Raw genomic sequence first — 14047 nt, 5'->3', positions numbered from 1 at the left:
ACGAAGGAGGACGCCGGGGTCAGGGGAGCGCGCCGGCGATGCAGTCCAGGACGCGGTCCAGGCCGTAGCGGAACTGCTCCTCGGGCGTCATGTGGGGGAGCCGGGCGTCCACCACGATGCGCCTGAACATCGGGTACCGGCCGCTGTCGAGCAGTTCGCGGACGTAGGGGGCGCTGTCGAGCATCCAGCGCTCGGGCGTCAGGCCGCTCTGGCGCATCTCCCGCGCCCACTCGATCTCGCCGCGCACGACGCGCTCGACGTAGCCGTTCAGCATGTCCAGCAGGATGAACATCTCGTCGACGGGGATCCCGACGTCCAGGGCGCCGAACGCGAACTCCAGCAGCCGCAGCCGGTTGGGGCCGAAGGCGGCGCGGGGCCGCTGCTGGCCGGCCAGCCACGGGTGGCGCAGCCACATCCGCCGGGTGCTCTCGGCGATCAGCGTGAGGTCGGCACGCCAGTCCCCGGACGGGTGCGCGGGGATGTCGGCCTCCAGCAGGACGTGGTCGATCATCAGGTCCAGCAGGTCGTCGCGGGAGGGGACGTAGCGGTACAGCGACATCGCGCCGGTGCCGAGGTCGGCGGCGATGCGGCGCATCGAGGCGGCCTCCAGCCCGTCGGCGTCGGCGATGCGGATCGCGGCCTCGGTGATCTGGGCGCGGCTGTAGGCGGGGCGCGGCCCCCGGCCCTGCCGCTCGGGGACCGACCAGATGCTGACCTGCCGCTCGGCGCCTGCCACCGGACCTCCTCGTCGTCCTTTCCGAGCATCCTAGTTGCGTACGTCGTACCCAGTTGTCTACGGTAGTTGCGTACGCCGTACCCAGAGGAGGCATCGTGGCGGAGGAACCGATCGTGGTGGCCGAGGCGCTGCGCAAGCGCTACGGCGCCACCCAGGCCCTGGACGGCCTCGACCTCGCCGTCCCCGCCGGGACGGTCTGCGGGGTCCTCGGCCCCAACGGCGCCGGCAAGACGACCGCCGTGCGGATCCTGGCCACCCTGGCCGACGCCGACTCCGGGCACGCCCGCATCGCCGGGTACGACGTGGCCCGCCGGCCCGACCAGGTCCGCGCCCGCATCGGGCTCGCCGGCCAGTACGCCGCCGTCGACGAGAAGCTCACCGGACGAGGCAACCTGCGCATGTTCGGCCGCCTCTACCACCTGCCCCGGCGCGAGGCGCGCCGCCGCGCCGACGAGCTGCTGGAGCGGTTCGGCCTCACCGGCGCCGCCGACCGCCAGGTCGCCGGCTACTCCGGCGGGATGCGCCGCCGCCTCGACCTCGTCACCAGCCTGATCCTGCGCCCCCAGGTGCTGTTCCTGGACGAGCCCAGCACCGGCCTGGACCCCCGCAGCCGCGGCGAGATCTGGGACACCGTCCGCGGCCTGGTCGCCGAGGGCACCACCGTCCTGCTCACCACCCAGTACCTGGACGAGGCCGACCGCCTCGCCGACGACATCGCCGTCGTCGACCACGGGCGCGTCATCGCCACCGGCACCCCCGACCAGCTCAAGGCCTCCATCGGCGACCGCCTCGACGTCGTCCTGGACGACCCCGCCATGGCCGGCGTCGCCGCCGACGTCCTGCACGCCCTCACCGGTGCCTACCCCGCCCTGGACGGCGACCGGCTCTCGGTCCCGCTGCCCGCCGGCTCCGCCCGCCTGGCCGACGTCGTCCGCGAACTCGACCGCGCCGGCGTCACCGCCGCCGATGCCGGGCTGCGCCGCCCCACCCTCGACGAGGTGTTCCTGCGCCTCACCGGCGACGCCGGCGAACGCGAGGGCGAACGCGAGAAGGAGACCGCCCGATGACCGCCCTCACCACCGCACCCGCCGCGCACGGCGGCCCCGGCGCGCGGGGCGCCCGCGCCGCGCGGCTGCGCTGGACCGCCGCCGACGGCCTCACCCTCATCGGCCGCGAACTGTCGCGCATCCGCCAGGAACCCGGCGAGCTCGTCGCAGCGCTGATCTTCCCCGCCGTCATGGTCGTGCTGTTCGGGTACGTGTTCGGCAGCGCGATCTCCGTCCCCGGCGGCGGCGACTACCGCGAGTACCTGATGCCCGGCCTGTTCGCCATGGTCACCTTCACCGCGACCATGGCCGTCGCCATGCGGGTCGCCACCGACGCCTCCCGCGGCGTCATGGACCGGTTCCGCTCCATGCCGATGGCCCGCTCCGCCGTCCCGTTCGGGCAGACCGGCGCCGAGATCCTCAACGGCCTCCTCGGCATGACGATCATGGCCTGCGCCGGGCTGGTCGTCGGCTGGCGCGCCCGCGACGGCCTCCTGCACGCCGCCGAGGCGTTCGCGCTGCTGGCCCTCATGCGGTACGCGCTGTCCTGGGCCGGCTGCTACCTCGGCCTGGTGGTCAAGAACGAGCAGACCGCCGACCAGCTCCTCCCGCTGGTGTTCCCGGTCACGATGCTGTCCAACTCTTTCGTCCCGACCGGCGGCATGCCCGGGCCGCTGCAGGTCATCGCCGACTGGAACCCCGTCAGCGCCCTCACCGCCGCCTGCCGCGACCTGTTCGGCAACCCCGGCGCGCCCGCCGGGGACGGCGCCGGGCTCGCCTGGCCCGTCGCCCACCCGGTCGCCGCGACCCTCGGGTGGGCGGCGCTGCTGCTGGCGATCTTCGTGCCGTTGTCGGTGCGGACCTACCGGCGCCGCGGCCGCTGACACCCGCCCCGGCACCCGCGGCCCGGCACCCGCGGCCCGCGACCTCACAGGCCGCGGGCCGCGGGCCGTCTCACACGCCGAACGGGGCCGGGTAGGCGACCGTCCCGGACGGGACCGGGCCCGGCCCGTCCAGCACGAGCGCCATCAGCGCCTCGACGGGCGCCGCGAACGCCACCGAGACGCCCAGGCCCGACGCCCGCGCGAAACCGAACCGCGGGTAGTACTCCGGATGCCCGAGCACCACCACCAGCCGCTCACCTCCCGACGCCGCGCGCCGCGCCGCCGCAGCGAGCACGGCCCGGACGGCCGCGCCGCCCGCCCCCCGCCGCTGCAGCTCCGGCAGGACCGCCACCGGCGCCAGCGCCAGCGCGGGCCCGCCGCCGACCCGGCAGCGGGTCGCCAGCGCATACCCGGCGGCCCGGCCGCCGGGCGTCTCGGCCACCGCCGACAGTCCCGGCACCCACGCCGCGTCGCCGCGCAGCGCCTCCACCAGGTCGGCCTCCCCGGCGGTCGGGAACGCCGCCGTGAGCACCCGCCGCACCGCGCCGGCGTCCGCGGCCGTCTCCGGCCTGACCGTCCACCTCACCGGTCCCGCCCCCGCTCCCGGTACAGCTGCCGCTGCCATCTGCTGATCACCTTGCGCCGGTCCTCCCGCTCGGCGCGCAGCCGCGCGTCGGTACGGGACGCCGCCCACGCGTTCTCGCGCAGCAGCTTGCGGTAGCTGTCCAGGCGGCGGCGCGGCAGCGTCCCGTCCTCGACGGCGGCCAGCACGGCGCACCCCGGCTCCGACCGGTGCGCGCAGTCCCCGAACCGGCACCCGGCGGCCAGCTCCTCGATGTCGGCGAACGTCCGCTCCAGGCCCTGCGACGCCTCGAACAGTCCCACGCCCCGCAGCCCCGGCGTGTCGATGAGGACGCCGCCGCCCGGCAGCGGCAGCAGCTCCCGCCGGACGGTGGTGTGCCGGCCCTTCCCGTCGCCCTCGCGGACCGCGCCGGTCGCCAGGGCGTCGGCGCCCAGCAGCGCGTTGCCGAGCGTGGACTTGCCCGCGCCCGACGGCCCCACCAGCACCACCGTCCCGGACAGGACGGCCCGGACCGCCTCGACGCCGTCGCCCGTCGCCGCGCTGCACGCCACCACGTCCACGCCCGGGGCCGCGGCGGCGGCCTCCGCCTCGGCGGCGGCGGTGCCGGGCACCCGGTCGGCCTTGGTCAGCACGACCACCGGCCGCGCACCGCTCTCCCACGCCAGCGCCAGCAGCCGCTCGACGCGGCCGAGGTCCGGGCTCGTGGCGAGCGACACCGCGATCGCGACGGTGTCGACGTTGGCGGCCAGCACCTGGCCGCGCGAGTCCCGCGCCGCCGACGACCGCACGATCGCGGTCCGGCGCGGCAGCAGCGCCGCCACCGCCGGCCGCTCGTCCGGGCCGTCCGGGTCCAGCGCGGCCCAGTCGCCGGTGCACGGCGCCGGGTCATCGGAGGTGACGGGCCCCGTGGACGCCCGGACCGGGCCGTCCTCGGTGACCACGTCGCACAGGCCGCGGTCGACCGCGGCCACGCGCCCGGGGACCAGCCCCGCGGCGCGATGAGAGGTGAACTCGTTCTCCAGGGTCTCGTCCCAGCCGTAGGCGGCCAGAGGGGACGACCCCGCGAATACGGAAGACACTGCTTTGGAAACCCTTGCGTGAAGGGGGCCCGGCGCGCGGACACCGCGAACCGGCCGCGGACGCGGCCGTGCGGGTTCAGGTCAGCCGGCGGCCCCGGGGATGAGGACGGACCGAGTGCTGCGCGCGGCAGCGACCGCGACGACGGCCATACATCCCCACCCCTCTCATCACGCTTGTCTCACCGTGCATGTCCCACTGTGCTTGCGCACGCGACATTACTCGCCCGCCCCGGCACCACGCCACCCATTATTTCCGGGCGCTCCCCGGGCGGGGAGCTGGATCGGCCGCGGCGGGCGCGAGCCTGCCGCGAAACCGGGGGAGCGGCACGGGCGTGACCTCGCCGGACGGCAGTTATGGTGATTTGTGGGGCGGATCGCGATGAGGGGCGTGGCCGTGGACGACGTGACCGGCAAGAACGTGACCGGCAAGAACGTGAACGACTCGGACGTGAACGACTCGGGCCCGAACGAGGAACCGAACGAGGAACCGGCCGCGCGGGGCGCGGACGCCGTGGACCGGCGCGGCGCCGGGCTCGCCGAGCGGGCGGGGCGGGCCGACCGGGCCGCCGCGCAGCGGCTGGAGGAGATCTGGGACGGGCTGGCCCCCGCCGCCGCGTCGGCCGCGCGGCTCGCCGCGCAGGCGGGGGAACCGGTCCGCGACGCCGCCCGGGACGCCGCGGCGCTGGCCGCCGACCGCATCCTGGAGCAGGTGTCCGGCACGCCCGCCATGCGGGCGATCGAGCGGGCCGCCCGCGACGCCGCCGTCCGGGCCGCGCGCGGCGCCGCCGAACGCGCCGTCACCGAGGCCCGCGCGGCCGTCGCGGCCAACCCCGCCACCGCCGGCGCGCTGGAGGCCGCCGCCGCCGCGATGGCGCTCGCCGAGCAGGCCGCGCAGCACCCGCTGACGGTCGCCGCGCGCCGCCTGGCCGTCCGCAGCCCGCTGGCCCGCGCCGCGACCGCCACCGCCCTGGACGTCGCCGGGCGCACCGCGTCCGCGACCGCCGCCCAGCCCGTGGTGCAGGCCGTCGTGCAGGCCGTCGTGCAGGCCGCCACCCGCGCCGTCGTGGACGCCGCGGTCGACACCGTCGCCGACGCCGCCGTCGACGCCGCGATGATCGTCGCCCGCGACGTCGTCGCCCGGGTCGTCCGCGAGACCGCCGAGCAGGCCGCCCGCGACCTCGCCGCCGCCGTGCGCGACACCGCCCGCGACACCGGGCTGGCCGCCGACCTGGCCCCGCTCACCGGCGCGGCGGGGGACCTGGCCGCCCGCGCCGCCGGCTCGCCGGCCGCTCGCACCGCCGGGGACCTGCTCACCGCCGCCGCCGGCAGCGTGTTCGCCCGCACCGCCCGCGACCTGGCCGCCCGCGCCGCGAGCCGCGCCGCCGCCGCCGCCATGGAGGCCGTCCTGCGCGAACTGCTCCGCGACGCCCTCCGGCTCGCGATGAAGGAGCGGCTGCGCGGCATGATCCTGGACGTGTCCCGCGACGTGGTCGTGGACGTCGCCAAGACCACCTGGACCACCGCCACCCGCCCCGCCCCGGCCCCCGCCGACGTCACCGCCGACGTCACCGTCGTCGTCCAGACCCGCACCGGCGCCGAGACCGGGACCGGCGACGTGTGGGCCGAGGCCACCGCCGAGATCACCGCCGAAATCATCGAGGTGACCGCCGAACCGCAGGCCGGGCCCTGAACCGCCGCTCAGAAGATTCTGAGAGAACCATGAGAAACACCCGCCGGTGCGCAGGACGCCCACCGGCGGTGCTTACGGTGAGTGCATGGAGCCCGGCACCCGGGAGAGCGGACCCGCGCGGATACTTGTCGTGGACGACGAGCCCGCCGCCCGCGAATCGCTGTCCAGCAGCCCGGAGTTCGAGGGGTACCGGGTCGACGACCGCCGACGGCGTCATGGCCCTGGAGCGCCTGGAACGCGGCACCCCCGACCTGGTCGTCCTGGACGTCCTCATGCCTCAGCGCCTGGGTCGCCGCGAACTTCACCACCTTCGCCGTCGGCGGCACCACCCTGTACGACCTGTCCCCGGGCAAGGCGTGACCGCGCCCGCATGCGGGGAAGGAACGGGGAAGCAAGCCGGATGGGAAGGTTGGGAGCGTTGGGAAGGTAGGGAAGGCAGGGCATCAGCGCCGGGGGCCGACCAGGACAGGGAGCGAATGATGGCCGACACGCTCGACGACGACGCCGTCGCCGGACGCCTGCGGGAGCTGCCCGGGTGGGCGCGGGACGGGAACGCGATCCGCAGGCAGGTGAGGGCGCCGTCGTTCCTGGCCGGGATCGACGTGGTCACCGATGTGGCCCGCGCCGCCGAGGACGCCGACCACCACCCCGACATCGACATCCGCTGGCGCACCCTGACGTTCACCCTGTCCACCCACAGTGCCGGCGGCCTCACCGGCAAGGACTTCGCGCTCGCCGCCGCGATCGACGAGATCGCGGCCCGGCACGGCGCCGGGTAGCGCCGCCATGGCCGTGCAGGTCGCGGTGTGCGGGCCGGGGGAGTGCACCGAACGGGAATGGGACCTGGCCTGCGAGACCGGGCGGCTGCTGGCCGGGCGCGGCGCCGTCGTGGTCTGCGGCGGGCTCGGCGGGGTGATGGCCGCCGCCGCGGCCGGCGCCCGCGGCGGCGGGGGGACCGTGGTCGGCGTGCTGCCCGCCGCCGACCGCGCCGCCGCCGGGCCCGACCTCACCGTCGCCGTCCCCACCGGCCTCGGCCAGGCCCGCAACACCGTCATCGTCAACGCCGCCGACGCGCTGATCGCCGTCGGGGGCTCCTGGGGGACGCTGTCGGAGATCGCGCTGGCCATGCGCGCCGGGCGCGTCCCCGTCGTGCAGCTCGGCGGCTGGCGCGTCCTGGACGGGGACGGGCGGCCGCCCGGCGGGATCGTGCACGCCGCCGACCCGGCCGCGGCCGTCGACGCGACCGGACTCTGGGCCTGACCCCGAACCTGACCCCAGGACAGACGCCGGGCCTGACGCCGGGCCCGCCTCGACGGGGCTCCGGGGCCTAGTGGGCGGAGAAGCCGCCGTCCACGAAGATCGACTGCCCGGTGACGTAACCGGAGGAGGCCGAGGCCAGGAACACCGCCGCGCCCGCGAAGTCCGCGGCCAGGCCGTTGCGGCCGGTCAGGGTGCGGTCGGCGAGCGCCTTCACCCGCACCGGGTCGGCCGACAGCCGGGCGTTGAGCGGCGTCATCACGAACCCCGGCACGAGGGTGTTGGCGGTCACGCCGCGCGGCGACCACGCCTCGGCCTGCGACCGGGCCAGCGCCACCAGGCCCGCCTTGGACACCCCGTAGGCGCCGCTGGTCACCGACGCGCGGAACGCCTGCTGCGAGGCGATGTGGATCAGCCGCCCGAAGCCGCGCGCCGCCATGCCCGGCCCGAACCGCTGCCCGAGCAGGAACGGCGCGTCCAGGTTCACCGCCATCGTGGTGTCCCACACGTCGGCGCCGAGGTCGTCCATCGGCGGGCGCAGGTTGACCCCCGCCGCGTTGACCAGGATGTCGGGCTCCCCGAACGCCGCCGCGGCCTCCTCGGCGGCCCCGGCGACCGCGGCCCGCGACCCGAGGTCGGCGCTGACCGCCGCCGCCCGGCACCCGTGCCCCTCCAGTTCGGCGACCGCCGAGGCCAGCTCGCCCTCCCGCCGCGCGACCACCACGACGGACGCGCCCGAGCGGCCCAGCGCCACCGCGATCGCCCGGCCGATGCCCGAGCTGCCGCCCGTCACGACCGCCACCCGCCCCTCCAGCGAGAACAGCTCCGACAGGTACGGGGAGGGGGACGGCCGGTCGCTCATGACGGCAGAGTCTACGGTTGCTGCGGCGGCCCGCCCGAGGCGGCGCCGCCCGAACCGGGGCCATCCGGACGGGGATCGTCCTGGGCCGGGTCGTCCTGGGCCGGGTCGTCGCCGCGGCGGCGGTCCCGCCAGATCACCACCGCGATCACCGCGACCACGATGAACGTGGGCACGAAGAACGGCACCGCCGTGATGATCGGATGGGACGCCAGCACGCCCGCGGCGGTCACGCGCCCGCCCTCTCCCGGGGCGCGGTCGCGGCGGGCTCGGTGTCGGGCAGCCGGCGGGCGATCCGCGCGACGCCCCAGCCCAACGAGATCACCAGCGCCAGCGTGCACGCCAGCACCACCGCCGAGCACACCGCCCACAGCCAGCCCGGCACATCGGACTTCAGCTCCCGCTGCAGGACCGACCGCTCGCTCTGCACAGGCCGGGTGAACCGCGCGGCGGCGGGCAGCTCGCCCGCGCCGATCGCCGGGTCGGCGGGCATGTAGACCGGGACGCCGGCCAGGGTCCGCCCGTCGTGCACGCGGATCAGCGTCTTCCAGCCGCCGTGCAGCGGCATCGGCTCGCTCGTCCGGTAGACGTCCTCGCGCTCGCGCACCAGGTGGTCGACGTGCAGGCCCTGCCCCTGCCAGCCGGTCACCGTCACCCACGCCGGCCCGTCGACCGCGTCCGCCGGGGAGAACTCGACGCGGGCTCCGGCGGTGCGGTGCGCGGCGTCGCCGCTGACGCCGGTGAGCGTCACGGTGGCCGTCCGGCCCTGCGGGACGTCGATCACCAGGCCGTTGGCGACCGCCGCCGACACCGCCAGGATCGCCCCCGCGAAGATCCCGCGCGACACCGCCCGGCGCGGCGCCCGGCCCGCCAGGCCCTCGGCCAGCAGCGCCCCGCACAGCCCGCCCGCGACGCCGCCGGTGACCGCCATCGCCATGCCCTCGGTGAGGATGTCGGGCGTCCACGGCAGCCGGAACGCGACCTGCCCGTAGGCGTACTCGGCGCCGAACCCGGCCGTGCCGATCAGCACCCCCGACAGCGCGCCCATCGCCAGCGGCCGCCGCGCCAGCGCCAGCGCCGCGACCTCCACGCAGAGCGCCTCGGCGAAGTACAGCGGGACCGCCGCCCACAGCTCGCCGATGACGCCGCCGACCAGGACCGACACCCCGCCCCGCACGAGCATGTAGAACGCGGTGGCGAGCAGCGCGGCGCCGCGTCCCGCCCACAGCCGCACCGCGACCAGGGCGCAGCCCGCCGCCAGCGCGATCAGCAGCGGCTGGTGGACGAGCCGGAACTGCGGCACCCCGAAGTCGTACTCGGCCTGGAACACCGACAGCCCGATCAGCAGCCCGCCGCCGAGCATGCAGCGCCGCGCGTAGCGGATCCAGCCGGGCGGCTGCTCGGACTCCGGGCCCCGCCACGCGCTCCGGCCCTCCCGCTCCAGGATCGCCAGCGCCACCAGCGACAGCCCGGCCCCGCCGATCAGCATCAGGTGCGTCGGCCCCCACAGCGTCACGTCCTGCCCGAAGATGCGGTGCCACACGTCGTCGAGGGGGAAGCCGAGCAGCGCGTAGAACCCGGCCCCGGCCAGCAGGACGCCGCCGGCCGGCGCGTGCCAGTCCCGGGTGATCCGCACCGACGCCGCGCCGGGACGCTCGCCCCTGGGCAGCACCACGGCCAGCACGCCGGCGGTGAAGATGCCGAACAGCCCGATCAGGATCGGGTAGTGGGCGATGTTGGCCAGCGGCCCCTCGTCGCGGCCGTGCGAGATGTGCAGGGAGATGTCCCAGTACATGCCGAGGAGCGCGACGAGCAGCGACACCATCGCGACCTGGAGCGGCAGCGCCGCCCAGCCCGGCACGCCGCGACCGGCGCCGCGCGCGGCCGCCCGCGCCATGCGGTCCAGCACGGTGATGCGGCCGGTGCGGTGCCCCCAGCCGAGGACGAGCAGCACCGCGGTCAGCGCGGCGGCGCCGGTCGAGGCGATGAGGATCTGGTCGAGGGCCGCGCCGCCCGCCGGCTTGGCCGGCGCCTCGGCGGCCAGCCGCAGCACGGCTTGCGCTCGCGTGCCCGTCAGGTGGTCCGACACCGGTGCTCCCTCGCCTCAGGAACCAGAACAGAAGGGGCGAACAACCCCGACAGGAGTATGTCATTTTTGAATGTGTCATTGTCTAGTGTCACAATCTGTGGTGTGGGACACCGGGACGAGGGGGACGCCATGAGGCTGCGGATCATCGCGGGGGCCGCCACCGCCGCCCTGACGCTGGCGGCGTCCGCCGGATGCGGGGAGCCCGCGCCCGCCGCGCCGTCCGGGACCCCCGCCGCCCCCTCCGCCACCGGTGCGCCGTCGTCCCCGGCCGCCCCGGGACCGCCGGCCGTCCGGATCGCGGTGACCGTGACCGGCGGGAAGGTCCGCACCGCGCAGCGGCGCGTGAAGGTCGCGCGCGGCGCCGTCGTCGAGATCACCGTCACCGGCGACACCGCCGACGAGTTCCATTTGCACGGCTACGACCGCGAACTGGAGATCACCCCCGGGCGCCCCGCCACCCTGCGCTTCACCGCCGCCACCCCCGGCGTGTTCGAGGCCGAACTGCACCACTCCGGCGCCCGCGTGCTCGAACTGCAGGTCGGCTGACCGTGACCGGCGGCATCACCGGCGGCCTCGCGGGCGGATTCACCGGCGGATTCACCGGCGGGGCGCACGTCCTGGCCCACGGCCTCGGCGGACGCACCGACCTGCCCCTGGACGCCGTCGCCGCCATCGCCGGCGGCGGGATCGCGGTGGCCGCCTCATTCGCCGCCCTCACCGCCGCGTGGAAACGCCCCCGCCTGCACCCCGACGCCGGCCGCCCGCTGCCCGCCGCGCTCGCCCGCGCCCTGGACTCGCCCGCCCTCACCCTCGCCGGACGCCTCCTGGCCCTCGCCGCCGCCGCGTTCGTCGTCGCCGTCGCGTTCGCCGGGCCGCGCTCCGACGGCGCCAACCTGGCGCCTTGGGCGCTGTTCGTGACGTTCTGGGTCGGGCTCGTCCCCGCCAGCGTCCTGCTCGGGCCCGTATGGCGGCGCGTCAACCCGCTGCGGACCCTGCACGCCGCCCTCTGCCGCGCCACCCGCACCCCGCCCGACGGCCGCCGCCCCCTCCCGGCGTGCCTCGGCTACTGGCCGGCCGCCGCGTGGCTCACCGGGTTCGTATGGCTGGAACTGGTCGCGCCGCACCGCTCCGACCCCCGGCTCGTCGGGACGCTCATCCTCGCCTACGCCGCCGCCAACCTCGCCCCGGCCTGGTGGTTCGGCCGCGACTGGTTCACCCGCGGGGACGGGTTCGAGGCCTACTCCAGCCTCCTGGCCCGGCTCTGCCCCATCGGGCGGCGCGGCGACGGGACGCTCGTGCTGCGCACCCCGCTCACCGGCCTCATGGGCGGCGCCGCCGAACCCGGCCTCACCGCGACCGCGTGCGTCCTCATCGGCTCCACCGGGTTCGACGGCATCACCCGCACCACCTACTGGCGCGACAACGTCGACCCCTCCAGCGTCCCCGCCGGGACGCTGGGCCTCGCCGCCGCCATCGCCGCCGTCACCGCCGGATACGCCGCCGCGCTGCGGCTCAGCGCACGCCTGACCGGCCAGGACCCCGCCGCGCTGCCCGCACGGTTCGCCGCGACCCTGCTGCCGATCGCGCTCGGCTACACCCTCGCCCACTACTTCTCGTTCCTCGTCCTGGAGGGCCAGACCACGTTCATCCTGGCCAGCGACCCCTTCGGGACGGGCGCGAACCTGCTCGGCTCCACCGGCAACCGGATCGACTACGACCTCGCCGGGCCCACCCTCACCGCCCAGGTCCAGGTCAACGCCATCGTCCTCGGCCACATCGCCGGGACCATCGCCGCGCACGACCTCGCCCTGCGCGGCCCCGGCCCGGCCCCGCGCGGGCAGCTCCCCGTCGCGGCCGTCATGGTCGCGCTCACCTGCGCCGGACTGTTCGCCCTGCTCAGCGGCTGACCGCCCGGCACGCCGCCGCACCTCCCGCGCCGCCACCCCCACCGCGATCACGACCGGCACCCAGAGCTTCGTCGTCCCCAGCACCGCCCGCGCCCACGGCGGCAGCGACACCTCCGGCAGATCGGGGAGGCCCGCGTCCGGCCACGGGACCGGCCGGATCGACCGCCACGGCGGCGACGGCGGGTCGATGTCGGGAAGCCGCACGTCCGGGCGCGGGACCATGCCCAGCAGCACCTTCACCAGCACGCCCAGCCCCAGCAGCGGGAACAGCACCTTCCCGGCCGCCGCCGCCACGTGCCGGGAGGCGTACAGGACCGGATGCGCCCGCGCGAACGCCTCCCGCCGCGCCGCCCGCGTCCCCTCGGGCGGCGCGAACGGCACCGGCTCGGCGCGCGGCCCGCCGCCCTCACGCTCTTCGTCGTTCTCGCCGTCCTCCTCGCCGGGGTCGGGCGGGCGCAGCTCGCAGCGGGCGGCCTGCCCGTCCAGCAGCCCCGCGGCGCCGAACACGACGGCCACGGTCGACTCCCCGAAGGGCAGCTCGACCCCCGGGAACCCCGCAGCCTCCGCGGCATGGTCGCCGTCCGCGTACAGGCGCGCCCTGTACTCCCGGCCCGCGCGCTCGGTCTCGACCTCAAGCCGGCGCCCGCCGTCCACGAGCGTCCAGCGGCCGGCCGGTGGAATGCCCCCTGCCATGCCGCCAGTCTCGCCGCCGGCCGGCGGCCCGCCCAACGCCCGAACGGCGACCGGACCGTAGACCAAAGTCGACGATCAGGAGCCGAAGCTCCACCGCATCGCGCCGTACGGCTCCACCGTGCTGAGCGCCACCGCGGCGTGGATGGTGAACCGGTACACGTGCCAGGGCGGCGGGCCCGCGCTCTGCGCGCTGTAGGGCGCGGTGAAGGCGTCCCCCTCCACCTGCGCCGGCCAGCCGCCCTCCCGGTACCCGGCCGCGACCGGCTCCAGGACGGCCGGGTCGGTGACGCGCTCCGCCGTCCCCTCCAGCACCACGTCCCCGCTCGCCGTGCGCACCGACAGCGTGCACGCCGGATTGGCCGCCAGATTCCGCGACTTGCGGGTGCCCGGCCCGCTGACGAAGAAGACGTCGCCGTCGCGCCACTGCGGGCCGATGCCCGCCGAGTGCGGCCGCCCGTCAGGGCGGACCGTCCCCAGGAACGCCGCCGTCTCCATCCGGGGCAGCGCCTCCACCAGCGCGTCCCGGACGGTCTCCCACGCCAGCTCGCCGGCGCCGTAGATGTCGAGATTGCGGGCCTCGACGGGCTCACGCTCGCTCATCGTCCTCCTCCTTCTCCCTCGTCGGCCGGGTCGTCACGGTGTAGACGACGCGGCGCCCCCGAACTCATCGCCGCCCGGTCCCTAAAGTGGGGACCATGGCTCCTTCCATCGCCACCGCGAACCGCGTCGGCCGCGCCGAACTGCTCGAATTCCTGCGTCCCCGCCACCGTGCGCTGCTGTCCACCGTCCGCTCCGACGGCAGCCCCCAGATGTCCCCGGTGACGTGCGGGGTCGACGACCGCGGCCGCCTCGTGATCTCCACCTACCCCGAACGCGCCAAGGCCCGCAACGCCCGCCGCGACCCGCGCGTGTCGGCGTGCGTGCTGTCGGACGACTTCAACGGCCCCTACGTCCAGGTCGACGGGACCGCCGAGGTCATCGACATGCCCGACGCCGCCGACGCGCTCGTCGACTACTACCGCCGCATCGCCGGGGAGCACCCCGACTGGGACGAGTACCGGGAGGCGATGCGCGCCCAGGGCAAGTCCCTGATCCGCGTCACCATCGACCGCTGGGGCCCCGTCGCCACCGGCGGGTTCCCCGCCCGCCTCGCCACCGGCCGGTGACCGTCGGGCCCGCCCGCTGATCGCGCCGCGGTACCTGACAGAAGGTGTCAGCTTCTCC

15 protein-coding genes are annotated in these 14047 nt (G+C 76.4%); 8 read left to right on the top strand and 7 right to left on the bottom strand.

Going from position 1 to position 14047, the window contains the following annotated elements:
• Window positions 1-19: 19 nt before the first annotated feature.
• Complete coding sequence (locus SM611_RS32505; RefSeq protein ID WP_371954156.1) at window positions 20-736, bottom strand: TetR/AcrR family transcriptional regulator; 717 nt, start codon at window positions 734-736, stop codon at window positions 20-22.
• 95 nt (window positions 737-831) lie between these two features.
• Between SM611_RS32505 and SM611_RS32500 the strand changes: the two genes are divergently transcribed.
• Window positions 832-1803 (top strand): ATP-binding cassette domain-containing protein, encoded by a 972-nt coding sequence (locus SM611_RS32500; protein WP_371954155.1) that lies wholly within the window; start codon window positions 832-834, stop codon window positions 1801-1803.
• Window positions 1800-2666 carry an ABC transporter permease gene (locus SM611_RS32495; protein ID WP_371954154.1) on the top strand — a complete coding sequence of 289 codons (867 nt, stop codon included), beginning with the start codon at window positions 1800-1802 and terminating at the stop codon, window positions 2664-2666. Before SM611_RS32500 ends, SM611_RS32495 begins: the two co-directional genes overlap by 4 nt.
• 70 nt (window positions 2667-2736) lie before the next feature.
• On the opposite strand, the gene SM611_RS32490 is transcribed toward SM611_RS32495, so the two are convergent.
• Window positions 2737-3291 carry a GNAT family N-acetyltransferase gene (locus SM611_RS32490; RefSeq protein WP_371954153.1) on the bottom strand — a complete coding sequence of 185 codons (555 nt, stop codon included), beginning with the start codon at window positions 3289-3291 and terminating at the stop codon, window positions 2737-2739.
• A complete protein-coding gene (rsgA, locus tag SM611_RS32485) occupies window positions 3249-4328 on the bottom strand; it encodes a ribosome small subunit-dependent GTPase A (protein ID WP_371954152.1) in 1080 nt (359 codons plus the stop codon). The genes SM611_RS32490 and rsgA overlap by 43 nt, the downstream gene beginning before the upstream one ends.
• A gap of 394 nt (window positions 4329-4722) precedes the next feature.
• On the opposite strand from rsgA, the gene SM611_RS32480 reads away from it, so the two are divergent.
• From SM611_RS32480 to SM611_RS32470, 3 genes are all read left to right on the top strand, one after another.
• Window positions 4723-6018 (top strand): hypothetical protein, encoded by a 1296-nt coding sequence (locus SM611_RS32480; RefSeq protein WP_371954151.1) that lies wholly within the window; start codon window positions 4723-4725, stop codon window positions 6016-6018.
• A 479-nt stretch (window positions 6019-6497) separates the two neighbouring features.
• Window positions 6498-6797: a 4a-hydroxytetrahydrobiopterin dehydratase gene (locus SM611_RS32475; RefSeq protein ID WP_371954150.1), complete on the top strand. Its 300-nt coding sequence runs from the start codon at window positions 6498-6500 to the stop codon at window positions 6795-6797.
• Between the two features lie 7 nt (window positions 6798-6804).
• Window positions 6805-7278 (top strand): TIGR00725 family protein, encoded by a 474-nt coding sequence (locus tag SM611_RS32470; RefSeq protein WP_371954149.1) that lies wholly within the window; start codon window positions 6805-6807, stop codon window positions 7276-7278.
• A gap of 67 nt (window positions 7279-7345) precedes the next feature.
• Here the strand turns inward: SM611_RS32470 and SM611_RS32465 are convergent, their stop codons facing one another.
• From SM611_RS32465 to SM611_RS32455, 3 genes are read right to left on the bottom strand one after another with little or no spacing between them, the layout of a single operon-like run.
• Entirely contained in the window at window positions 7346-8137 is a 792-nt protein-coding gene (locus tag SM611_RS32465) for an SDR family NAD(P)-dependent oxidoreductase (RefSeq protein ID WP_371954148.1), read from the bottom strand.
• An 11-nt stretch (window positions 8138-8148) separates the two neighbouring features.
• Window positions 8149-8367 carry a hypothetical protein gene (locus tag SM611_RS32460; protein WP_371954147.1) on the bottom strand — a complete coding sequence of 73 codons (219 nt, stop codon included), beginning with the start codon at window positions 8365-8367 and terminating at the stop codon, window positions 8149-8151.
• Window positions 8364-10223 carry a hypothetical protein gene (locus SM611_RS32455; protein ID WP_371954146.1) on the bottom strand — a complete coding sequence of 620 codons (1860 nt, stop codon included), beginning with the start codon at window positions 10221-10223 and terminating at the stop codon, window positions 8364-8366. The genes SM611_RS32460 and SM611_RS32455 overlap by 4 nt, the downstream gene beginning before the upstream one ends.
• Before the next feature lie 129 nt (window positions 10224-10352).
• On the opposite strand from SM611_RS32455, the gene SM611_RS32450 reads away from it, so the two are divergent.
• Entirely contained in the window at window positions 10353-10769 is a 417-nt protein-coding gene (locus tag SM611_RS32450) for a cupredoxin domain-containing protein (RefSeq protein WP_371954145.1), read from the top strand.
• Window positions 10770-10771: 2 nt separating this feature from the next.
• Window positions 10772-12130: a hypothetical protein gene (locus tag SM611_RS32445; RefSeq protein WP_371954144.1), complete on the top strand. Its 1359-nt coding sequence runs from the start codon at window positions 10772-10774 to the stop codon at window positions 12128-12130.
• A 768-nt stretch (window positions 12131-12898) separates the two neighbouring features.
• Here the strand turns inward: SM611_RS32445 and SM611_RS32440 are convergent.
• Complete coding sequence (locus SM611_RS32440; RefSeq protein ID WP_371954143.1) at window positions 12899-13423, bottom strand: pyridoxamine 5'-phosphate oxidase family protein; 525 nt, start codon at window positions 13421-13423, stop codon at window positions 12899-12901.
• Between the two features lie 95 nt (window positions 13424-13518).
• Here SM611_RS32440 and SM611_RS32435 point away from each other — a divergent pair, with 95 nt between their 5' ends.
• A complete protein-coding gene (locus SM611_RS32435) occupies window positions 13519-13989 on the top strand; it encodes a PPOX class F420-dependent oxidoreductase (protein ID WP_371954142.1) in 471 nt (156 codons plus the stop codon).
• Window positions 13990-14047: the final 58 nt, after the last annotated feature.

It is taken from the genome of Actinomadura monticuli, from assembly GCF_041463655.1.
Taxonomy (GTDB): Bacteria; Actinomycetota; Actinomycetes; order Streptosporangiales; family Streptosporangiaceae; genus Spirillospora; species Spirillospora monticuli.
Note: the sequence above shows the minus strand (reverse complement) of the source record. Positions and strands in the feature narration are given on the sequence as shown.